The organism is Egbenema bharatensis FJBBOT/2019 (genome assembly GCF_048077055.1).
Classification (GTDB): Bacteria; Cyanobacteriota; Cyanobacteriia; order Elainellales; family Elainellaceae; genus Egbenema; species Egbenema bharatensis.
In genome coordinates, this window is the sequence record NZ_CP182236.1 from 2,720,472 (window position 1) to 2,742,403 (window position 21,932).

The following is a 21,932-nucleotide window of genomic DNA, read 5'->3' on the forward strand; positions in this document are numbered from 1 at the left end:
TAAGCAGGAGATTTGAACGCTATGTTGAGTATTTTTGATCTTGAGCATCTAGAATCTGTTTCTGAATCCAGTACTGAACAGTCCAACATTTCAGGGGGTAGAGCGACTTCAGCCATCTTTGCAACTGCCTTCGCTTCAGGTGACACTGCATCTGCCTCAACGACTACTCGATCGCACAGCCTTTTGCTACCGCTTAATGGTGCTCTTTCAATTTCACAAGGTCGAGCTTCTGCGACGGGAACAGGTTCTGATAGTGATGCGTTTGCAGATGTGGATGGCTATGCAGATGGATTAATCACCCAAGAAATCACTGTGTCTAATGCAAATAATCGCGGCAATCGATCTAGAGCACAGGCGATCGGCAAGATGATAGCGATTACCCCTCCTTCTCGATTTTGAGCGGATTTAATTTGTCCTGAATGAGTTCATTAAAATGCCAAACTGGCATACCTTTAGTACTTTGATTGTTTAAGCTAGCTGAATCACTCAGGAGAAAATCAACATGCTAATTTCTGATCTAGATCAGTTAGAAATTCTTTCTGAATCTCATTCTGTTGCAGGTGGCATGTCCCCTCGATCGCTTTCATTGAGGTTAGCCGATCGACGGATTGCTCTCAATCTCAATCAGCAGCAGCTACTTAACGAAACTTTGGCGAGTGGGGTGCCCATCACCTCTGCTTTTACAGAGGATGAAATCTCTGGTTTGTTAACCGCCAGCTATGCCGAAGAGAATGGTCAAACTTCTAGAAGGGTGTCCTTAACGGGAGCAACGGATACGAGTCAGTTTAACTTCGTATTCACTAGCCTTAGCAGCCTGATGTAAAAATGGTTAGCTTTTCCGAACCAAAAGACAAAATTCGATCGATTTCTCGCCATATTGGCAGCATTTATTCCCTTGTTGCAGTTATCTTAACTACAGCGGAATCGGTGTAAAAGCAAGGAAAAGCTTTTCCATTTTATTCTGAAATAATCCGAATTAAGCGGAGAGAAATTAATGAGAATCAGTGATTTAGAACATCTAAGTTCAGTGAAACAATCTGAATGGATCGAAGGTGGTGCATTTGCATATGCATCCTCAAGTTCAACAGCAACCATAGGATACGCTAGTTCTGAATTTGAAGCCCTTGCATCGGGCAGATCCTTCACCAGCACCTCCGTTAATGCTAGCGTGCGTGTCTTTTCCAGACCCACCCGTTCCCACAGTTCGTCTTCAACCTCGACCTCTGCATATGCACGAGATTGAATATTGAGTTAATGGCTCGAATCAGGATTGCTTAAACTGACCATCATCAATTGACAACTCGTTAGCAGGGAATAGTAATGTTAGTTACTGACCTCGAATATTTCCAGGTTGTACGCCAATCAAACTGCATTGAAGGCGGTGCTTCTACCTACGCCGAAGCAGATGCAGTTGCTTCTCATGGATTTGCAGCAGCAGATGCTCGTGCAGCGGCTGAAGGCGATCGTACAAGGGTAAGAACAAAGTCTTCAGCTAAAGTTTCATCATACAGAGTCATAGACTATAGCCTTGCCCGATCTAGTTCTGTAGCAACTGCCAGGACAGGGCAAACGTATTCCTTTTCTGTAGATTATGCAGTGGATTTTGACGTTTCTCGTAATTATTGAACCCTCAGAATTCCGAGAACCGATGAAGCGATCGGGTCTTTAGGGACTGCGATCAAGTGACATCTTAACCTTTTCACCTGCAACAGGGCTGTAGTGTTAACGCTACAGCTTTTTTGTCTTTCAAACAGTTTTTCCCGTAGCGCAGGCATCTTGCCTGCCGGTGAATGTTTTCTCATACAGATACAAAACTGGATTGGACATATTCCAGCTCAATCGATCAGTAAATGCCATACTTTTGAAAATCCATACAAGCTTTTTATCAACTGATTTTCAGCGATCGAATTCAGTGTTTAACCAGAACAATATTAGTAAAACTGCCAGAATGGCAACACCATATTTTTAGATAGTTTATCTTATAGATAACAGGAAAATACCTGTTGCTGAAACCAAACTTTGGAGAAGGTTCAATGATTATTTCTGATCTGTCTTACTTGAATGAAGTTGAAGAGAATATTTCCGGTGGACGTGGTCGCGGTGCTGACTTTGATTTCAAAAAGCGGCTTGATGTTGAAGTAGATGTCGATGTCAAGCAACGAATTGATGCGAAAGGTGCTTTCAACGAACTGACTTTCGATCTGCTTGCGGACGGTAAGTATGGCTCTGGAACTGAAGTTGTAGTTGAGCAAGCTGCTGTGTCTGACCGTTATGGTTCTCTCTCGTACCAGGGTGGAACCGTTCTAAGCTACGCCAACTAAGCTCTGAATCACGCAAGCTGATTAAGCAAGCTAGTATTAGATTAGCCACAGGTCAAAATAACCTGTGGCTAATTTCTTATTCAGTAAAAGTCAGTTAACTCAGATCTTTCACCGGATTATCTCACCCACCCTGCAATGAATTGCGGGCTAATGACTCAAACCCATTGAAATGGGTTGAAAGCCTTCTTTGTTAGGAGTTTTAGTCCGTTTAAACGGACTTCAGCGATTAGCCGCGAATTCATTCGAGGGCGGGGAACTGGGAAAGCTACAGAATGTGAGTTAAGAAACTTTCTGATGCTGCTATTTAAAAGTAGAAATTTTGTTGATAAATTAACGATTTAAGGTTTAAATCTCAGACAAATTCTGGTAAAATAACGGCATTAACATACTGGTTGTCCTAGTAAAACTAACGAGCGTTCACTATCGTCAGTATGAAATCTTTAGCCTTAGAGCTTAAAAATCCTGATCGACTGTTAAACCTTTTTTTGAGTTGGGTTTTGTGTACGTTTCCATAGTATTTTTACAGCATTCTGTAAGCTGAATGGTACTGAATCAAGCTGGGTAAAGTAACCTAACCTGCGGGAAATAAAAACTTTCATTGATTTGCAGTTGCTTGCGTTAGTGCCACTCGCCTTTGAGCTTTATTGTCAACTCCCTTTATTCTTTAGACGTGAGAACTTAATCTATAAATATATGAGTCAAAGAACGAAGCTGAGAGATTTTAAGAGTTAGGGCTGATGACGTGTTCAAAGACAATGGTTAATTTCGCAAATTTACCAATTTCACCTGAACGAATTGTTGACTTCTTGAAGCAGGAAGTTCAGGTCAGGGAGATTTCCCAAAGGATTATATGGCAACAAATTATTTCCGAAGCTGCCCAGGAGCATAATATCGTTGTGTCCTCAGATGAGATTCAAGCCGATGCCGATCGTCAGCGTTACAAGATGCAGTTGGAAAGTGCTGCTGCTACTTTTGCCTGGTTAGAAGATCAGTTGATTACTCCAGAAGAATGGGAGTCCGGCATCCATCAAAGGTTACTGGCACAAAAGTTATCAGAAACTCTATTTGCAGGTGAAGTAGAACAATACTTTGCTGAACATCGATTGGATTTTGAGCAGGTTTCGCTATATCGAATTACCGTTCCTTACGAGCAACTCTCTCAGGAGTTATTTTATCAAATCGAAGAAAACGAAATCAGCTTTTATGAAGCAGCGCACTTATACGACATTGATGAGCAACGTCGATTGCAGTGTGGCTATGAAGGACGTTTCTATCGTTGGGGCTTGAAGCCCGAACTGGCCGCAGCGATTTTTGGAAGTGGATTGGGGACGCTGATTGGGCCCATGAAAAATGAACATGGATATGACCTGTTTCTAGTTGAAGAATTTATCTCAGCAGAATTAACTCCTGCGGTTCGACAGGAAATTATCGATCGTCTCTTCAAAGAGTGGCTTTCCCGTGAATTGAATTATTTCATTCATAACCAGTAATATTTGCCCAACAGCCAAGTTCAAACCCCCTAAAGGCATTTTTATCAAACAGAATTTCTGAATCTGAAGTAGAAAACGATGTTTCGTAAAAAAGTGATTCAAAAAGAGATTCGATCGCCTGATGGCAAAACAATCGCCCATGCCAAAAGCATTATCATCACCTCAGACGATCACCCCAACTCAGATTCCCAAGACGACTCCAGCAGCAGTGCCTACCAAACCGTAACGGTTCACGTTTCCACCAGCAGTTCCCACAGCAGTAGTCATTCTACCTCCAGCAGTTCCACTACAAGTTCTCATTAAACTCTTGTGGGATGGGCATCTTGCCCGTCCAGTCCACCCAATCTATGTGGCGACATACAGGATATGCCTGATCAATCCCAGTGTATCCAGATCCTTCTTTACCTAAACGTTAAGAAACCTATCCTCACGATCAGGATTGCGTAAGCTAGAAAGTAGAGCTTGCTACAAATTTTGCTCAACCTAGCCACGCCATGATGTACCGACACACCCCCCAGGGACTTGTATGTATTACCCAACCCGCCCATGCCTGGGTTTCCGGTCAGCTTGCCCGATCCTGGGGAAACGATCGCTTTGGCACGTTTGCACCCTGGGAAGCGGTTTGCCTGGGAGCAGAGCAGCACGACATTGGCTGGCTTCAGTGGGAAGCGATGCCTACCTTCAATCCTGAAACGGGACACCCCCACAGCTTTATAGAAATGGAAACCGAATCCCATATTGCCCTGTGGTCGTCCGCCAGCCGTTTAGCGATGCCCTATGGTCGGTATGTGTCTCTTCTGGTGTCCTTACACGGGACGAGCCTATATGAACACCATACCCGCTGGCAGCAATCCCCCAAACTACGGCCGATCGTGCAGCGATTCCTCCAGCAGGAGCGCGATTTCCAAACTGAATTAATTGCTACATTACAAAAAGATACATATTATCAAAACTATGCAAATCCTGAAACGATCGCCCTTAACCAAAAGTTGGTCGCCATTTGGGATAGCTTTTCACTCCTGCTCTGCATGGGATTAAATCAGCCTAAAACGATCGAGCAGGTTCCTACATTCACGAGTGAAACTGATCTCACATTAACCCCCATCCATACTGATATCCATACTGGCGCAACTCAAATTACTGTTGATCCCTGGTGTTTTCAAACCGAGCAGGTTCAGTTGGCGATCGAAGGACGACTACTCCAGGAAATGGCTAAGGATGAGCAGTCCATGCGACATCAGCTTAAAACAGCCCCTTGGACGACCATTAGCATCAAACTGGAGCCAAAGCCATCCCGTTGAGCGGGACTGCTCTACTCAGTGATCCGCCTAAAGAGTGAGTCTATCTACCACCATTGGATAGACGCAGAAATAACCGTATCGTGGCAAGGTTTGGATGAGGGTAACCCATCTATACTCGATCGCCCCCTCCTGCGCCATGCTGATAACGGTTAGAGGCAATATTCATGCGAGAACTTTGGTATAAAAACGCTGTATTTTATTCCCTGGATGTGGAAACGTTTATGGATTCCAACGGGGATGGAATCGGAGATTTCCGGGGGTTAACCCACTGTCTAGATTATTTAACTGCGCTAGGAGTTAACTGCCTCTGGCTGTTGCCATTTTACCCATCGCCCAACCGGGATAATGGATATGATGTGATGGATTACTACAACGTTGATCCGCGTCTGGGAACGCTGGGTGATTTTGTGGAATTCATGCATGCCGCCCATGAACGCGGGATTCGGGTTTTAATCGACTTAGTGGTCAACCATACCTCCGAGCAGCATCCCTGGTTTCAGGAAGCGCGATCGAATAAGGATTCTAAGTACAGAGATTATTATATTTGGGCTGACGAAGCTCCTCCAGATGAAGAGGTCAAAACTATCTTTCCCGATGTGGAAAGTAATATGTGGCACTATGACGAAAAGGCGGGAGCATATTACCTGCATCGGTTTTATCGGGAACAGCCGGACTTGAATTCTGCGAATCCAGAAGTCCGCGAAGAAATCCTCAAAATCATGGGTTTCTGGCTGGAATTGGGGGTTTCTGGATTTCGGATTGATGCAGCTCCCTATTTGCTAGAGCCGATCGGCGTAGATGCCGATCTGGAGGAGTTGAAGCATTTTATGACCGAGATGCAGGAATTTATGGCTTCTCGTCGGACGGATGCAGTCCTGTTGGCTGAAGCGAATGTCTCTGCGGATGAGCTTTCACCCTATTTTGGGAATGGCGATCGAATGCATTTGCTGTTCAACTTTTTATTGAACCAGTACAAGTTTATCGCCTTTGCCCGACAGGATCAGGAACCATTACTGGAAGTTCTTAAACTCTTACCAGAGATTCCCTACAACTGTCAGTGGCTCAACTTTGTGCGCCATCATGATGAACTCACCTTGGATTGTATTGAAGATGAGCAACGGGAAGAAATTTTCCGGGCATTTGCACCTGAGGAGAATATGCAAATCTATGGGCGTGGGGTACGAAGACGGTTGCCCCCAATGGTAGGCGGCGATCGTCGGCAGCTCGAAATGATTTACAGTCTCTCCTTTTGCCTACCGGGTGCGCCCCTGTTGCGATACGGTGAGGAAATTGGCATGGGAGATGATTTATCCCTGGAGGGAAGAGACAGCGTTCGGACTCCGATGCAGTGGTCAGATTCTCCCAATGGCGGCTTCTCCTCGGCTCCAGCAGAGAAGCTACCTCATCCGGTGATTGATGATGATAAGTATGGTTATCACAAGATAAACGTGACTGTTCAGCAACGCGACCCCAACTCGCTCCTGAACTGGATGGAACGTCTGATTCGTACCCGTCGCCAATGTCCAGAGTTAGGGGCTGGTCAATATACAGTCCTCCAAACCGATGAACCCGCTGTATTTGCCCATCGCTTTGACTGGGGCGATCGAGCTGTCCTGCTCATGCACAATTTAGCTAACAAACCCTGCTCCGTCACACTCAAATCGGAAACCAATGAACATCTAACCGATCTATTCAGCGATCGTTCCTACGAACCGATTAATGGTCACACCAAAACAATCCCCCTGGAAGCGTTCGGTTATCGCTGGTTCCGCGTTAATCAGTAGTGGACTGGGTAGACAAGATGCCGACCCCTCAAGAGTTCCTTCTGTCTGGGCAGGCAAGATGTCTACTCCTCAAGCAGCAAGGTAACCCGCTCCCTCGGATGTATCCCACTTTTGCATTTGGATGACGAATCGTTCACTGGCAGGCAAGATGCCTGCGCTACGGAAATCGAACTCTTTGCATCAATGGGATGCTCCCTCACCTTCCGATCCCCCACTCCCTACTCCCTATTCCCCACTCCCGACCTATGGTAAAGATTGGCTACCACTCCTCCCACGAACAATTCAAGCCCAGCGAACTGCTCAAGTACGTCCAACTCGCAGAACGGGCTGGATTCACCCATGCCCTTTCCTCCGATCACTTTCATCCCTGGAGTGAAACGCAGGCTCAAAGCGGGTTTTCCTGGGCCTGGCTCGGTGCAGCAATGCAGGCGACTCCTTCCCTGTCTTACCGAATTGTCTGTGCCCCCGGTCAACGCTATCATCCGGCGATCGTGGCTCAGGCTGCGGCAACGCTGGCGGAAATGTTTCCCGATCGGTTTTGGATCACTGTAGGCAGTGGGCAGGCACTGAATGAAGCCATTACAGGCGACAAGTGGCCCCACAAAGCCGATCGCAATGCTCGTTTGAAGGAATGTGTTGATGTGATGCGGGCCCTCTGGCGAGGAGAAACCGTCACCCATCACGGATTAGTGCGGGTGGAAGATGCAACCCTCTATACGCGCCCCCCAAAAGCTCCCCTAATCATTGGAGCGGCCATTACCGCCAAGACGGCTGAATGGTTGGGTGGATGGGCAGATGGACTGATTACGACTTCACGTCCCCCAGAGGCTCTCAAAGAAGTGGTAGATGCCTTCCGACGGGGTGGCGGTGAAGGGAAACCAATGCTCCTGAAGGTGCAGCTCTCCTACGATCGGACAGATGATCTGGCGCGTCAAGGGGCCCATGAGCAGTGGCGCACGAATGTCTTTGAAAGTCATTTGTTGTCCGACCTCCGTACGCCTCAGCAGTTCGATACGGCAGCGCAATATGTTATGCCTGACCAGTTGGATCAACATATCCGAATTTCCTCGAATGTGCAGCAGCATATTGAATGGCTACAAAAGGACATTGAACTGGGGTTTGATGAATTGCTCCTGCATAACGTTAACCGCGAACAGGAACAGTTCATTGAAACCTTTGGCGAGAAGGTAATTCCTGTACTGGCAGAGAAACAGCCCGCGCTCTCAGCTTTCTCAGCAAACCGATAATCTATTCTCAGTTTTTAGTCAGGAAGCGTTCAGGCGATCGTTGCATCCTGGTAAGTATCGAAGGAAATGAATCAAACCCACTCAAAATCTGATTCATCACCGAGTATACCCATTCAAGGAGCAACAAACCATGCAAGGCACACTGTACCGTTTGGCTGTCGTCACGTTATCTGCCTTACCGATTCTAACCCTCACGACTCCGGCTCTAGCTTTGAACGAGCGATTTCAAGAGTCCCGTGATGGCATTATCAATAAGTTGAACGATCGATTTGAGGAAGCCCACAAGGAAAATCTGAATTCCCTTAGCCCCCGTTTTCAGGAGTCCCGTGATCAACGCCTGAACGCTCTGAATCCTCGATTCCAGGAATCCCGCGACCAAAGATTAAATGCGCTTAGCCCTCGGTTCCAGGATGCCAGAGAGGAACGGCTGAATGCCCTGACTCCGCAATTTGAAGATGCTTTCCGCCGTAATCTCAATAGCTAGATGAAGCCTGGATAGCTCAGTGCTGCAAGCTGAGTCAGTGCTAAAAATGATCTCTGGGCAGACGAACCCAGCTTCCAGGAACCAGACGTGGCTTCACTTCTCAAACTTAAATAACTGGAACATAATCACTCGCACCCACTGCCCCGATATGAAACACGATCGGGGTGGTTTGCGATCATTTTTTAGGGAACCTCGATTAATTCATTTTGAGGTAAGATTGGGTCTCAAATGAGACAAAGAACAACGTTGTGCTGATAGTCATGCAATCAATTCTTCATTCCATGCAGCCAACAGAACACTCCAATGCACCCCTACGCTTCAATTTTCTGCCTCAGCAAGGACATTGAGTCTGTAAAAACGTGTAGCGTACAAAGTTGTAGGTCAAGTTTTTCAACCCTAGCGTTGCCTTCGCTCTCACTAGACCAATCGAACGGATGAGCTTGCCTCCCATCTGCATCGTCCACCGACCAAACACATGCTCGACTCTGGCACGAGTTTTGGATTTGTCACGATTGGATTGCTTTTGCGCCTCACTGAGGGGACGATTGCGATAAGCCCGTTCATGAATTTGGCTCTCAAAGCCCATTAGTTCTAAAGTCTCCTCAATGGCAGCACTGCGATAAGCACTGTCTGCCCAAATTTCATCACTCTGGTTGTCTTCATCGAGTAATGCTCCTAACACTTGAGAGTCATGCACTGAGGCATCTGTAACCGCATAACGACGAATCAAACCGTACGCTGCATCGATGCCAATGTGGTCTTTATAGCCGAAGTAACTCTTATCCCCCTTTTCGTCCAGCGCGCATCGGTGTCTTTTTGAGCGCGGCGATGCGGTTGATCTTGCCACTGTTGGGGGGTCTTGCCCTGCTTGATCTGCTCGTTTTCTTTGTCGCTGTTGTGTTGTTTGGGGACGGGAATCAGCGTCGCATCGACGATTTGTCCACCTTTAGCTGCATAGCCTTGCTCAACGAGATAGCCATCAAACTGCTCAAACACTGCTTCAATCAATCCTTGTTCACTCAGTTGTTTGCGAAACAGCCATACCGTTGTGGCATCGGGAACTTCATCGGCTAAGCCAAAGCCCATGAATTGCATGAACGATAGTCGGTCGCTCACCTGATACTCTAATTCTTCGTCGCTAATGTTGTACAACTGTTGCAGCACCAACAACTTAAACATGACGACGACATCCATTGCTTTACGACCCGCGTTGCTCTTGCGAGGTTTATTATGAATTTTCTCTAGAGTCGGGCGGAACTCCTGCCAGGGAATAATTTGATCGAGCCTCATCAGTAAATCTTTTTTCTGGTTCAATTTGCTCTGACGTTTTTCCCACTCCCAAACTCCAGTTTGGCTCATTGTTCCCTGCTCCGTTCTAACCTAATGTTATGATCTCATAGTAGTCTCAATTTAAGACGCTCCTGAAACAATTTTTCGAGGTTCCCTTTACTTTGATCACCCAGTTCGGACAGAAACCCGGCGGGTTCCTGCAAGAGTACCCTCAAGGGGAATCTCAAGCGAAGGTTCATTCTGGTAGTCTCAAATGGACAAGTCAGTATTGACTTAAATAGCGATTTAGGTATTGACTGAGGGATGGGAAAGCGATCGTGTCCCCTATTCCGGGAGCATGTCACTTTTGTAGCCCTCACCCTAAATCCCTCTCCCTTTGGGAGAGGGACTTCCGATCCCCTTCTCCCTGGGGAGAAGGGGCTAGGGGATGAGGGTAAACTTTCAAAGGCGATCGTGTTCCCCATTCCTCCATCCTTCATTAAGGCAAAAAGATGAAAACATGGTCTTTAAGTGATTTGACTGTTGAATTGTCTAAATGGATAGAAAACTACATTGAGCCACCTGTGCAGTTTCTCATCCGCTCAAGGGTGCAGACGGCGATCGTCTTAGCTGCATTTTTAGTTTTCACCCAGGCAGGGCAAACGATAGAAATTTATCGAGCCATTGCTTTAGATTACAACCTATATCAAGCGATCGTAGCGACAATCTTCGTGTTTGTATTAACCCTGTTTGTCTGGTACACGGCTCGTTTTTTAGTATTAGAACAATTTACGCCTAAAGATAATCAATATAAAAACGCCCTGGCCCAGTGGGGCACCAGATTTTTAGGAATTATTCCATTACTTGGATTAAGTTTAGGTATTTTTTCAGCCTGGAAGCAAACGATTGATGAAGCCTCTCAGGCTTTCCTGATCACCTGGATGATCGGCAGTCTGGGTGCTTTGATTTTCGCCCTAATTCTATTTATTGGTCGGACTGCTGTATTGAATGAAGACCGTGCTTTAGGTGCTAAATCGCAAGGGAAAGGTCTCTTTAGCCCAGAGGTTGAAATTGGACTTGCCAACATTGCCTACCTGATCTTTGGTGCTTTTTCTTTGCCCCTGGTGATTGCTGCCACGGATTCAAAGTTCTCGCTGGGAACCATCGCTATCTTTGTTTTATCACCGCTCATTAACCTGATTCTCTATTCCTGGTATTCAGAAAGGGAAGCAAACCTAAGCCGGAAAATCACGAGATGGTTTATTCCTTGCCTGTTGGGGTCTGCAATTTTTGGGTTTACTCTGCCTCCTACTGCCGTTCCTGGTGCAGTTGGGGCAATTGGTGTCGTAGCGATCGCCTTTACAATTCTCGTTGTTATTTTCTCGATCATTTATAATTGGGCACTTGAAAACAATATTCCAGCCTTAGCTTTTCTGGTGAGTTTTGCGATTTTTTTCAGTTTCTTAAACTGGAATGATAACCATCAGTTTAGACACAGCACAAAACCGCAGGATCTGCCCCTTCCCGCGTTGGAAGACAGTTTTGAGTCCTGGTTAGCCAGCCGACCCGATCGCGATCAATACGCAGGAAAACCCTATCCGGTTTATCTGGTTTCTGCTCAGGGGGGCGGGATTTATGCGGCTTACCATGCAGCCACTGCCCTGACAAAATTAACTGAATCAATGCCCAATTTTCCCCAGCATGTTTTTGCCATCAGTGGTGTTTCAGGTGGTAGCTTGGGAGCCTCCACCTTTACCAGTTTGATCAAGGAAAGTCAGAGTATCAATCAACCTCTCACCACAGCCGTCAGCAGGATTTTTGATCAAGATTTACTCTCTCCCTTACTCACCCTGGGTTTGTTTCCTGATCTGATTCAGCGGTTTATTCCTTTCCCGATTGATGAATGGGATCGAGCCAGTGGTTTGGAAGTTGCTTTTGAAAATGCCTGGAATCGTTTACCTGGACAGGAAGAGCGGGAAAATCCCTTTAAGCGATCGTTTTATCAGCATTGGCAACCCGAAGGAATCGCGCCTGCCCTGGTGCTCAATACGACCGTTGTGGAGAATGGCAAACGTCTGGTCATTAGTCCTTTTAAAATTGAGTTGCCAACTCAGGAAAATATTGTGCTGGATGAACGAAGCCTAGATTTAAAGTTGAGTACGGCGGCTGGATTGAGTGCCCGGTTTCCTTTTGTGACTCCAGTGGGTTGGTATCAACGCAGCAATGATGGCAGTAAATCACGCTTGGCGGATGGGGGATATTTTGATAATTCGGGGATTCCAACCACCATCGATATCGGTCGAACTTTGCAGAAGCTAGATGGGTACGGGGAATCCTTTAAGCTGGTGTATCTGGCAATCGTGGATCAGCAGGATAGTTCTATTGAGCCACCCAAATCGTCTGGGTTAAATGAGGTGTTGTCGCCTGTTCGTACCCTGTTTGGTGCCCGCGTTGCCCGTAGCCTCAGTGCGATCGAGTTATCTTCCTACACCCTGAACGACGGTGTCACTGATCCCTTTCAGTTGAATTTCAGAACGCTGGTGCTCCAAAAAGTCGATCCGCAAATGCAGATCAATCTTCCTCTGGGCTGGCAACTTTCCACAACCTCCAAAGCGTTCATCGCTGAACAAACACCTGAGCCGAGTCAGTGTCATGTAGACGATTTCAAGCAAGCCTTCAGCAGCAATGTTTCCAGCACAGATGCTAAAAACCACAACAGTTGTGTTGCCAAATCTATTGAACTTGAGTTGAGCGAGTACTTGATGGCAGCATACGCTAACGAATCCGATCGCGGATGACCAGAAAGACAAAGACGGCGATCGACAGTGCCAATAAGAGTTGGTGTTTTCAGGCAGCAATGCTGGACGAGCCGATCGCATCATGCCTGTTTCTGAACTGATGGCAGAATTAGTCACAGCAGGGGTTAATACGGTCTAGAACAAATGATCCTTCGGCACCTGCAAAAACAAATTCTCATTCTGGTTCTCACCTGTCTTGTTGCTATCACCGTCTTCCCATCAGGGGCACAAGTTGGAGAAGCCGTTCTGGATGTCTACTTTTTCCACAGCGAAACCTGTCCTCATTGCGCTCGCCATATGCCGTTGATGGAAAGCATTGAGCAGTACAACGAAGAGGTAGACGTACATTTTATTGAGGTGCATCGCGATCTCCAAACCTGACCTGGACAGCACTTTATGCCATAGTTTATGTTGTGCCTTTGTAGTTGATCTTATTGAATTTTATCTATTCATTTCAGTCCTCTCGATTTACAGAAACTCAAGGCAGAAGACTTAAACTGTTAGGAGGCACGTTCATGCTCATGTTTGGTTTAGTGATGGTCTTCCAACCCAACTTATTAATTCTACATTAATGGTTAGCCTAACCATATCAATTGTTATGAACTAATTTCATTGCCTTCGATCAACTGACTTAGGATCAAGGTGAGAGTTCGTTTCCTTTCTCAAGCGATACCCCTATTCAAGGAGGTATTTAAGATGAAAGCTTTACAACCCCTCTTCATATTCCTGGGCATGATTCTTTTGTTTCCACTGTTGTTTGGTCTAGCCTACTTACTTTGGAATGTAAACTACACGCTTGCTTTAATCGTTTTGTTTGTGGGTCTGTCTGCTGATGTTCTAGGAGGATTTAAGCTTCTCAATCGCGCCCTGGGTCAAACCTAAATATCATTTCAATTCCTGACACTTTACCTTGTCTTTATTTAATAAGGGAGGAATAAGGAGATGAATCTGAAACATCAATACTTAGGTATTGTAGAGGCTGGAAGATTCAAACTTCTGATGCCCAATTCTGTGGCAGGCGGCTACCGTCGGCTCACTACAATGAAGATGCAGGGAACCCAGCCCCCTGAACTCAATGAAATTCATTTGGATGAGCATGATGGGCAAGCAATCTTAGTCAGTGGGTCTGCAAATGAGGTTTGGATCTGGTCGGCTGAGGTGGTTGAAGTGGCCAGTGCTATTCTGACTATTTTAATTAAGCAAATGCTGGAGAACACCCAGACAGAAGTACCACATTAACAAGGAGGTTCTGATGCTAGACCTCTATGAAATGAGTTCACAAGAAATAAAAGACCTTTTGCAACAGGTGGAATATGGGCATCTCGGTTGTGCCTGTGAAGGGCATCCCTACGTCGTGCCTATGAAATATTATCCGACAGACTCAGATATCTACCTATTTACGACCGAAGGTCTGAAAACCCAGTGCATGGATGCAAATCCAGAAGTCTGCTTACAGGTTGAAGATGTGCATGATCTGCAACACTGGCGTAGCGTGATTGCAACGGGTCGCGTTGAGCGTCTTGTAGAACCGCAAGATATCGATCGGGTGATGAAACTTGTTCAAGAGCATAATCCAACCCTTTCCCCCGCTATGAGTAGAACCTGGATTGATGCCTGGGGGCGTGCAAATATCCGTGCGATCTATCGGATGCAGCCCAACGAAATGAGTGGACGTAAGACGGCTTGAAGCCTGAGAAAGGTAATCTCAGCAATTTCCCATCACCTTCACTAGGAGGAAGGTTGAATGAAGCAAATTTTTACATTCATTGTTGTCGTGTTCTTGTTGTTGTCTCTTACTACAAGCAACTCTCAACACCGTGAACAAAGACAGCAGGATCATTGAAATACCTGGAAACCTGCCGCCATCTATCTGCTAATCCGTTTACCTTGTCAATCCGTTTATGTTGTTAGGATCACTTTGCCAGTAAGCTTCTTAGCATCCATGCTGTTTTCTCATGCACCTGCATCCGTTGGGTGAGCAAGTCTGCGGTGGGTTCATCGTGGGATCGCTCCACCGCAGGAAAGATCGATCGGGCTGTGCGGACAACAGCTTCCTGACCCTCCACCAATTTGCGGATCATGTCTTCAGCACTGGGCACTCCTTCTTCTTCACGAATTGAAGAAAGATTCGCAAACTCTTTATAGGTTCCTGGAGCCGGAAAACCTAAGGCCCTGATGCGTTCAGCGATTAGATCTACCGCCAAAGCTAACTCGTTATACTGCTGTTCAAACATGAGATGCAGCGTCTGAAACATGGGTCCTGTGACGTTCCAGTGAAAGTTGTGAGTTTTCAAATACAGGGTGTATGTATCCGCCAGTAATTTGGAAAGACCTTGAGCAATCTCACGGCGATCGTTTTCCTCAATTCCGATATCGATTGGCATGAGCTGCATATCTTCATCTCCTAAGTATTCAGGTAGTCAAACTTGAGTAGGCTGGGTTGCTCCTTCAAATCGTATCCATAGATCGGAAAACTGACACGACAATTCAAAGTTACTGAAATTCAGCATCAAACCGTAGTCGATATGACTTCAGCATAAGGAGTTTGAGCTTGAATTTGCTGAGAATTCGCAATACTTCAGTCAGGATATCTGAAGGAACGATAGACCTCTAAACCCCTTGGCTCCTCTCTCTAATACTAGCATTAATCGCCATATGGTTATATATAACCCAGTCCGTGATAAGGGACGCACTTGGTACAATTTCTGGGATAGTGATGATGCGATCGCCTACCCGGTTGCTCAGTTGTTCCGTAAAAATCCTCTCAATGACGAATGCAAACTTTTAGATATTCCTGTTGAGACAGGGTGGATTTTAAAGTCCCATGTAAAATACTGGAAAAATGGCACGGTAGCCCAAGAGATCGCGAGTCAGCTTGCGAAGGATATGTAATCAGTGTGGCAATTCTCTAAGAGAAGCTACGTTAGATGATTTGAAATCTGATGGGGTAGATACAGCGGATTCGGGGTTTATGAGGTACAGTAGCAGCAATGTGTAAACCAATTTTTGAGGTGTTCAGGATTCATTAACTCAAGTGCTATTCCGATTAAACCATCCACACCAGATGCAGTAGTTGGAGAAAATAGTCTCAGGAATGCTTTCAATTGTGACCACCAATGCTCAATGGGATTAAATTCAGGAGAATAGGGCGACAAATACAAAACACTGGCACCTACTGATTCAATTAAAGGCTCGATTGCTTCAACTTTATGAGCAGGCAAATTATCCATCACCACTACTGCACCCTCCCATAACTGCGGCAGCAGGAAATGCTCGATAAAAACTTTGAAGGCATCGCCATTGACTGAACCATCTAGTGTCATGAGAGCCAACACCTGCTTGCAACTGATGCCCCCAATCACACTCACCTTTTCACCTCGATAGTAGGGCTTAAAGTCATACGCTCTATCGCCTCGATTGCTTCTAGCATGGGTACGGGTCAACCCGAGTAGAACTCCCATCTCGTCTAGAAACACCAGGTTCTCTACCTCGATGGGTTTGACCTTCTCCCAATACTCTACTCTCAGCTTTTGCACCCGCTCTGTGTTCGCTTGAGTGCTGCGTAAGGTCTTTTTTTTCGCGTGAGTTGTTGTTTTTGCAAGGCACAGCACATGACACTGCGACAGACCCAAACGTTGTATTGCTCTCCAAAATACTCGCAATATTCTGCTAAAGTTGCGTCAGGATGGCTTTGTACCATTGCAGTTAATTCGCTACCGTACTCATCTAACTGTCCCTTCATTGTTCCACCTTGCTTCTTGGGTGCCAAGTGTCCCTGAGTTTTCTTAAGGAGGAGCAGCTTTTGGACATAGCTTTTCGCAACGCCAAACTGAGTGGCTACTTTTCTAATTGAAGTATCGCCTCTCTCATAAGCATTAACTATTTTTTCTCTCAAATCAACGGAGTAGGCTTTCATCGGGATTCTTGATACCTCTAATCTCCTTTTAAGTGTACCTCATATACCTCGAAAGTGCTGTAAGTACTTCTATTCCATCGGATTTATATCGCACCGGCGGATCTGGGGTTGAGGTGTCCTCGTCGATATTGATTGATGAGTTGCGTCATAAACAGGAATTGAATCACACCAGCACACTCCGCCATTCACTATCCTTTGTGATTGAAGGTAAGTTTACGTGAACAGTTCACGCTTAAAAGCAGCCTTCATACCAAGTCACTTCTAGAAGTTTACCCGATCGCAATCGAGTTACAATGCCGTTTTCATCGGTTTCAAACATGATACGGTAGTTGCGATCGCTCACAGTGGTTGGTATACAAGTCAGGTAATGGACACCTGAACATATTCGTGCGGTTACACTTCGATACCTTATGAAAGTAAACACGAACATTGCATCAACCTTATCACCCAGTCACATCACTGTTCGATTGCTAAATTTCTGTTTTAGCAATGAGCGGAAGTTTTTCTTCTTGACAGGTTCTTGCAAAGCTTCTGAAAGCGATCGCCACAGTTGGGCACCTGCCTCTCGAATGTAGCACTCATTATAACCTGCTTCTTTGGCGATCGCCCTATATTCTTTACCGTTCCAAGAGTGTTGAAACACCAATACTTTGACAGAAGTTAGTGTTCCTGGTGGTAAAATTCGCTCTACAACTTCCAGTGCTTCTTCAGAAGTCATCATTGAACCTCCTAAATCAGCCCTTGAAGTAAAGCAACTACGGCAGCCTGTACACGATGGTCAACTCCAAGTTTGTTGAAGATAGCCCGTACATAAGTTTTTATCGTGTTGTGGCTCAGATATAGATGAGCTGCAATTTCAGAATTACTTTGACCTTCCGCCATGAGTTTCAAAACTTCCAATTCACGAACTGAGAGGTTGTGAGTAGGCGTTGAAGACGTTGAGGAGGAATATTTTATTCTTTTGATGACGAAAGCCCTTAATTCGACAATCTTGCCGTCACGAAAGCACCAGATGTCGCAGTACGAGTAATCAGCCTCATTCCCATCTTCATCCTTCATGGTGATGTCGCCAAGTGCCGTGACAAAATCACCCTCAGCGATGAAGTGAGCGACCCTAAACGTTGGCGGTTCTATGTAGGTCGTTGCCATCCATTGGCGAACGGCTGCTTTTCCTTTCAGGGTACTGTCGCCTACAAATGTCCATTCTGTGTCGTCGGCGCAGAACGACAAGAATCCTTCATAGTTGCCATTGGCGATCGCTGCGTTTGCCGCTTCTAAGATTGCTTTATTGTTCGCTGACATCTGAATCTCTCCTTCGTTCAAGTGGATACTTTTGGCATGAATGAACTGAATGTCGGTCACACCCATGTATTGAGAAGTTCTCGGTGGTCTGAATTCAGCCCAGGACCGCCAGTCCCCTGAGTACGAAAGAAACTTCATCTGCTCCATTCATCCCATGCTGCCCTCGCCACCTTTGCGATGACCTCCTCTCGGATTACATCAGGTGCTTGAGAATCTGAAACAAACACGGCGATCGCCAAATGTTGCCCACTTGGAAGCGTTACGAGTCCTACATCATTGGTTGCCGCCGTTACTCCATTCACAGTAGACGAAGTACCCGTTTTGTGTGCCACGACCGTTCCCTCTGGTAACAGTCCTTTGATACGCTTTAGACCTGTCTGAGTCTCTGTCATCCATTGCAACAGTAGCCCTTGACTAGATTTTGAAAGCCCTCGTCCTTCATGCAATGTGCGTAATAAAACTACTGCTGCATCGGGTGTTGCAGAGTTGCGATACTGCACGGCTGGATCTTGCGCTAACTCCTTCTCTGTGTTCGTTACAACGATGTCGTTTATACTAAGGCTGCTTAAATATTCCGTGACACGTTGCGCTTCACCGATGAGCCGTAGCAGTACATCACAGGCGGTGTTGTCACTTTGAGAAACCATGTATTGTAAGAGTTCAGACAGACTGAATTCCTTCCCTTGCGAATTCTCATCTAGTACTTGACTTCCCTGGACAATATCGCTTGCCTCGATCCGAATCTTCTGGTCTAGCTTGAGATTTCCTTGATCGACTTGATTCAGAACCGCCATTGCGATCGGCAACTTGTAAACGCTTTGCATTGGAAAGCGCTGATTCCCATTCAGAGACACTGATTCTCCAGATTCCAGCACTGTAGCTGTCACCCCAACCCGCCCTTGAGCCGCTTGAGAGATTTGCCCAATGAGATCGCGTAATGCGTCTGTGCGCTCGGTCGTGGTTGTTGTAATCTCGCTTGACGGGGTTGTTGGACGATTTGAGGTGACTTCTCTACTCCCGAAGTGAATACCTGTGCAACCAACAGTCAGTAAAACACTGAAAAGAAACAAACAACATGAGTAGAACCAGTCTTTTTTGGGCACTCGAATCATATTATCGAACCAGGGTTGTGAACAACTAGAGCTATACTTATCGATCATTCAATTTGGAAGTCAGCTAAATGCCGTTGCATAATCGTGAGCAAAGTCCTTAAACTGACGCGGTGCTTTGCCAGTCGCATCCTCTATCCCTGAAGCGATCGCTGCTGCCTCATTGCGTCGATAATGGGCGTAATCTTCAATCAGTCCATCGGCTTGCCAAACTGGCATCCCAAAGCCAACCATGGCTTCCCGCATCTGTTTGGGTGGGATATCGACAAACGCGATCTGACGCTTCAGGGCAGCAGAGAGATATTCTGCCATCTCGGTATGGGTTAGCGCCTGCGAACCCGTAAGATCGTAAATCTTTCCTTCATGCCCAGCTTCGGTCAGAGCAGCGACAGCAACGTCAGCAATATCGCGGACATCGACTACGCTCACCCTCGCATCACCGATCGCAGCGTAAAAGGTGTTTTGCTCAACGATCAACGATCGGAAGTTTAACAAGCCCTGCATAAACAGATTGGGGCGCAGAAACGTATACGCCATCTGGGTTGATTGGATAGCTGATTCGACAGCCGCATGGTAGCGCAAAAAACGCACGGGTGAGTCAGCGTTGGCGGCGAACTGCGACAGTTTAACGATATGCTTGACACCGGTTTGTTTCGCTGCTTCGACAAACGCAAGTTGTTGTGCTTCGGCGTATTCTGTTGAGTTGGTGACGAGGAAGGCTCGATCGACCCCTGCTAGGACAGAGGGCAGTGTTTCAGGGAGATCGAAATCAGCCTCGACCATTTCGATGCCCAGATCTGCAATTGCCCTGGCGCGATCGCGATTGCGTACCATCGCGCGAGCTTGAACGTTTTGCGAGGCGAGACGCTTAAGTATCTCCAGCCCATTATTTCCAGTTGCGCCCGTTACTAGGATCATTTGAACCTCGTGATTAGATTTTGAGTATTCCTCTGCTCTAAACAGCAGAAGATTTTGAAACAAATATTCGACGCGTTGCAATTGTCCAAAAACGACTAGCTTGATGGTTTTCAGTTCGCTGTGTATCCACCATCAATCACTAGCGATTTTCCAGTCAGGTTTTGTGCGCAGTGCCCACCTTATTCTGCAATCTAACAATTTCATCTGACATTGACTGCGCCCAAAAGCGTAGCTGCTTGAATGGTGAAAATTGCCTTTGAAACTGCTTTGCCGACCAACTCCCCTTCTGCGATCGCTTCAATTCGCGATCGCGCTTCAGGACGTTCTTCAGGTCTGAACACCGCATCGGTCAGGTGAGAGGCTTGCATCAAACTAATCAATGCTGCCATGCGAGAATTCAGTCCAATGCCTGTTAACACGGCTGCACGAACTTGCTGGACAATCTCGCGTTGAATGGATTCATCGGTGAGAAAATATCGCTGCGTTGGGAATAGACCAAGAATGCGTTGCTCTTGTTGTTGCAAAACCCCTAAATCAACTAAGTTCTGCAACACGATCGGCTGAAACCATCTGTATCTTCGTCTCCAGCGAGTCACCCAGAACCTTGCAGTTCGAGGACGAGATGATGCCAGAACCTCATTGAGGTGTCGATCTAAGAATTCATCGCCTGTGTTGCCTGCGTTCGCACCGATCACACGATTGTCGTTGTCGATCTCAAGTTTGCCTCGCAGGACTAATTCTAGTAATAAAGAACCGACTAAGCCATATTCGAGCGCAGAGTACCAAGAGAAGCGAGTTTTCCCAGTTTGGGGATTGAGTGCAAGCAGGATTAACTCCTGTGAAAGATATTGCATGATGAATTTCTGATTGAGGTATGCTGCGGTTCCTTCGGAGTTGCGTCTCGAAGCCAATCGCAAGTCTGATGCCGAAAGGTAAGGATCTTAGGCGGCTTTTGTCCGTGTGACTGTGTGATCGCCACATTTGCTTCTTCTAAAATTGCTTGATTTTTCTCTGACATCTGAATCTCTTCTTTGTTTAAGTGGATGCTTTGACGGAGCAGTCTCTGCTGTTACTGACGCAAAACTCACGGAACAATTGCAGTAACGCGGATCTCAATCCGCATCGTTGGCAGTCCAAGCGCCGCGACTCCTACCTGTGTCCAAATGGGGGCATGATTGGGCATATAGTGACGAAATAGCCTGACTATCACCTCGTTAACTTCTGGAGGCAACCCGCCGACATGATAAGAATTGACGTGGATAACATGCTCCCAACTCGCACCGGCAGTTGCCAGGGTTCGCTCTACATTCCGAAACGCTTGGGCAATTTCATCCGCAAGCGATTCGGAAATTTTCAGGTTGTCATCCCAGCCGCCTTGTCCAGATATTTCTACGCGATCGCCAATTTTTACCGCTTGCGAGTAATGCAAGTTATTCAGCATATATTCCCCATAACCAGGGGTGACAAAAAACTTGGGCTGATTCATGTTGTTCCTTGTTTTGATTTAGACATTAATGTTCAGAATTCACTTGCCATGCAATTACAATGAGTAAGGTAATTCGTTTCATTCTTCCTCCGTCTGATAAAGCTTATTCTCTGTACCAGACACGCACACATTGAAAGTAATTGATTGCAAGACCCTGACTGATCGTTACTGGGTGGAACGCATTATTGGTCGTCAATCCGTAGACATCATCGCTTGTGCCTTCGATGCGATCGGGTAAAACAACGGTTTCAACATTGATCACCTGGATCGTTGTACTTTCGATCCACTGATTGACCGCACTCACAACCTCAGAGAAGGATTCATACTCGGAAGGCTCGCCGAAAGGGCCCCGTTCCGTAATCCGAGGCGCAAAATCTTTGCATTGAATCATTTGATTTACCACCTTAAAACTGTAGAGTTGAGCCTCAACTCAAGTAGTGAGCATCGCCCACCACTTCAAAACCTTTCTTTCTAAAATCTTTCACGGTAAAGCTTTATGGGCAGTGA

At 46.3% G+C, this 21,932-nt stretch carries 26 protein-coding genes and 1 pseudogene; 16 read left to right on the plus strand and 11 right to left on the minus strand.

Annotated elements, in window-relative coordinates; genetic code table 11:
- Nucleotides 1-21 precede the first annotated feature (21 nt).
- From ACM1PF_RS12545 to ACM1PF_RS12590, 10 genes are all read left to right on the plus strand, one after another.
- Nucleotides 22-399 carry a hypothetical protein gene (locus ACM1PF_RS12545; RefSeq protein ID WP_416674930.1) on the plus strand — a complete coding sequence of 126 codons (378 nt, stop codon included), beginning with the start codon at nucleotides 22-24 and terminating at the stop codon, nucleotides 397-399.
- A gap of 103 nt (nucleotides 400-502) precedes the next feature.
- Complete coding sequence (locus ACM1PF_RS12550) at nucleotides 503-823, plus strand: hypothetical protein (protein WP_416674932.1); 321 nt, start codon at nucleotides 503-505, stop codon at nucleotides 821-823.
- Between the two features lie 497 nt (nucleotides 824-1,320).
- Complete coding sequence (locus ACM1PF_RS12555; RefSeq protein ID WP_416674934.1) at nucleotides 1,321-1,626, plus strand: hypothetical protein; 306 nt, start codon at nucleotides 1,321-1,323, stop codon at nucleotides 1,624-1,626.
- 407 nt (nucleotides 1,627-2,033) lie between these two features.
- Nucleotides 2,034-2,321, plus strand: coding sequence for a hypothetical protein (locus ACM1PF_RS12560; RefSeq protein WP_416674935.1), 288 nt, complete (start codon nucleotides 2,034-2,036; stop codon nucleotides 2,319-2,321).
- Nucleotides 2,322-3,076: 755 nt separating this feature from the next.
- Nucleotides 3,077-3,811: a peptidylprolyl isomerase gene (locus ACM1PF_RS12565; protein ID WP_416674936.1), complete on the plus strand. Its 735-nt coding sequence runs from the start codon at nucleotides 3,077-3,079 to the stop codon at nucleotides 3,809-3,811.
- Nucleotides 3,812-3,889: 78 nt separating this feature from the next.
- Nucleotides 3,890-4,114, plus strand: a complete 225-nt coding sequence (locus ACM1PF_RS12570) for a hypothetical protein (protein ID WP_416674937.1) — start codon at nucleotides 3,890-3,892, stop codon at nucleotides 4,112-4,114.
- A gap of 191 nt (nucleotides 4,115-4,305) precedes the next feature.
- Nucleotides 4,306-5,112 (plus strand): DUF3891 family protein, encoded by an 807-nt coding sequence (locus tag ACM1PF_RS12575; protein ID WP_416674939.1) that lies wholly within the window; start codon nucleotides 4,306-4,308, stop codon nucleotides 5,110-5,112.
- Nucleotides 5,113-5,276: 164 nt separating this feature from the next.
- Entirely contained in the window at nucleotides 5,277-6,896 is a 1,620-nt protein-coding gene (locus ACM1PF_RS12580; RefSeq protein ID WP_416674940.1) for an alpha-amylase family protein, read from the plus strand.
- Nucleotides 6,897-7,141: 245 nt separating this feature from the next.
- Nucleotides 7,142-8,143 (plus strand): TIGR03885 family FMN-dependent LLM class oxidoreductase, encoded by a 1,002-nt coding sequence (locus ACM1PF_RS12585; RefSeq protein WP_416674942.1) that lies wholly within the window; start codon nucleotides 7,142-7,144, stop codon nucleotides 8,141-8,143.
- A 130-nt stretch (nucleotides 8,144-8,273) separates the two neighbouring features.
- Nucleotides 8,274-8,627 (plus strand): hypothetical protein, encoded by a 354-nt coding sequence (locus ACM1PF_RS12590; protein WP_416674944.1) that lies wholly within the window; start codon nucleotides 8,274-8,276, stop codon nucleotides 8,625-8,627.
- A 331-nt stretch (nucleotides 8,628-8,958) separates the two neighbouring features.
- On the opposite strand, the pseudogene ACM1PF_RS12595 reads toward ACM1PF_RS12590, so the two are convergent.
- A pseudogene (locus ACM1PF_RS12595) lies at nucleotides 8,959-9,986 on the minus strand (IS5 family transposase).
- Between the two features lie 422 nt (nucleotides 9,987-10,408).
- Here ACM1PF_RS12595 and ACM1PF_RS12600 point away from each other — a divergent pair.
- The 5 genes from ACM1PF_RS12600 to ACM1PF_RS12620 all read left to right on the plus strand — a co-directional run bounded on the left by ACM1PF_RS12600 (nucleotide 10,409) and on the right by ACM1PF_RS12620 (nucleotide 14,381).
- Nucleotides 10,409-12,694, plus strand: a complete 2,286-nt coding sequence (locus tag ACM1PF_RS12600; protein WP_416674946.1) for a patatin-like phospholipase family protein — start codon at nucleotides 10,409-10,411, stop codon at nucleotides 12,692-12,694.
- A 144-nt stretch (nucleotides 12,695-12,838) separates the two neighbouring features.
- Entirely contained in the window at nucleotides 12,839-13,075 is a 237-nt protein-coding gene (locus ACM1PF_RS12605) for a hypothetical protein (RefSeq protein WP_416674948.1), read from the plus strand.
- A gap of 315 nt (nucleotides 13,076-13,390) precedes the next feature.
- Complete coding sequence (locus tag ACM1PF_RS12610) at nucleotides 13,391-13,576, plus strand: hypothetical protein (RefSeq protein WP_416674950.1); 186 nt, start codon at nucleotides 13,391-13,393, stop codon at nucleotides 13,574-13,576.
- A gap of 60 nt (nucleotides 13,577-13,636) precedes the next feature.
- Nucleotides 13,637-13,933: a hypothetical protein gene (locus ACM1PF_RS12615; protein WP_416674951.1), complete on the plus strand. Its 297-nt coding sequence runs from the start codon at nucleotides 13,637-13,639 to the stop codon at nucleotides 13,931-13,933.
- A gap of 13 nt (nucleotides 13,934-13,946) precedes the next feature.
- Complete coding sequence (locus ACM1PF_RS12620) at nucleotides 13,947-14,381, plus strand: pyridoxamine 5'-phosphate oxidase family protein (protein ID WP_416674953.1); 435 nt, start codon at nucleotides 13,947-13,949, stop codon at nucleotides 14,379-14,381.
- Nucleotides 14,382-14,607: 226 nt separating this feature from the next.
- Here the strand turns inward: ACM1PF_RS12620 and ACM1PF_RS12625 are convergent, their stop codons facing one another.
- Complete coding sequence (locus ACM1PF_RS12625; protein ID WP_416674955.1) at nucleotides 14,608-15,087, minus strand: Dps family protein; 480 nt, start codon at nucleotides 15,085-15,087, stop codon at nucleotides 14,608-14,610.
- Between the two features lie 226 nt (nucleotides 15,088-15,313).
- Between ACM1PF_RS12625 and ACM1PF_RS12630 the strand changes: the two genes are divergently transcribed.
- A complete protein-coding gene (locus ACM1PF_RS12630; RefSeq protein WP_416674957.1) occupies nucleotides 15,314-15,586 on the plus strand; it encodes a hypothetical protein in 273 nt (90 codons plus the stop codon).
- A gap of 77 nt (nucleotides 15,587-15,663) precedes the next feature.
- On the opposite strand, the gene ACM1PF_RS12635 is transcribed toward ACM1PF_RS12630, so the two are convergent.
- The 9 genes from ACM1PF_RS12635 to ACM1PF_RS12675 all read right to left on the minus strand — a co-directional run bounded on the left by ACM1PF_RS12635 (nucleotide 15,664) and on the right by ACM1PF_RS12675 (nucleotide 21,816).
- The gene (locus tag ACM1PF_RS12635) at nucleotides 15,664-16,230 is read right to left on the minus strand and encodes an IS630 family transposase (protein ID WP_416666323.1); all 567 of its coding nucleotides are present in this window, start codon (nucleotides 16,228-16,230) and stop codon (nucleotides 15,664-15,666) included.
- Nucleotides 16,218-16,610 (minus strand): helix-turn-helix domain-containing protein, encoded by a 393-nt coding sequence (locus ACM1PF_RS12640; RefSeq protein ID WP_416666324.1) that lies wholly within the window; start codon nucleotides 16,608-16,610, stop codon nucleotides 16,218-16,220. The genes ACM1PF_RS12635 and ACM1PF_RS12640 overlap by 13 nt, the downstream gene beginning before the upstream one ends.
- Nucleotides 16,611-17,061: 451 nt before the next feature.
- Nucleotides 17,062-17,331 carry a hypothetical protein gene (locus tag ACM1PF_RS12645; protein ID WP_416674959.1) on the minus strand — a complete coding sequence of 90 codons (270 nt, stop codon included), beginning with the start codon at nucleotides 17,329-17,331 and terminating at the stop codon, nucleotides 17,062-17,064.
- A gap of 8 nt (nucleotides 17,332-17,339) precedes the next feature.
- The gene (locus ACM1PF_RS12650; RefSeq protein WP_416674961.1) at nucleotides 17,340-17,972 is read right to left on the minus strand and encodes a LuxR C-terminal-related transcriptional regulator; all 633 of its coding nucleotides are present in this window, start codon (nucleotides 17,970-17,972) and stop codon (nucleotides 17,340-17,342) included.
- A gap of 74 nt (nucleotides 17,973-18,046) precedes the next feature.
- Complete coding sequence (bla, locus tag ACM1PF_RS12655) at nucleotides 18,047-18,883, minus strand: class A beta-lactamase (RefSeq protein ID WP_416676638.1); 837 nt, start codon at nucleotides 18,881-18,883, stop codon at nucleotides 18,047-18,049.
- A gap of 201 nt (nucleotides 18,884-19,084) precedes the next feature.
- Nucleotides 19,085-19,939 carry an SDR family oxidoreductase gene (locus tag ACM1PF_RS12660; RefSeq protein WP_416674963.1) on the minus strand — a complete coding sequence of 285 codons (855 nt, stop codon included), beginning with the start codon at nucleotides 19,937-19,939 and terminating at the stop codon, nucleotides 19,085-19,087.
- A 200-nt stretch (nucleotides 19,940-20,139) separates the two neighbouring features.
- Entirely contained in the window at nucleotides 20,140-20,793 is a 654-nt protein-coding gene (locus ACM1PF_RS12665; protein WP_416674964.1) for a GOLPH3/VPS74 family protein, read from the minus strand.
- 230 nt (nucleotides 20,794-21,023) lie between these two features.
- Nucleotides 21,024-21,425: a RidA family protein gene (locus ACM1PF_RS12670; protein ID WP_416674966.1), complete on the minus strand. Its 402-nt coding sequence runs from the start codon at nucleotides 21,423-21,425 to the stop codon at nucleotides 21,024-21,026.
- Nucleotides 21,426-21,528: 103 nt separating this feature from the next.
- Entirely contained in the window at nucleotides 21,529-21,816 is a 288-nt protein-coding gene (locus tag ACM1PF_RS12675; protein ID WP_416674967.1) for a hypothetical protein, read from the minus strand.
- Nucleotides 21,817-21,932 lie beyond the last annotated feature (116 nt).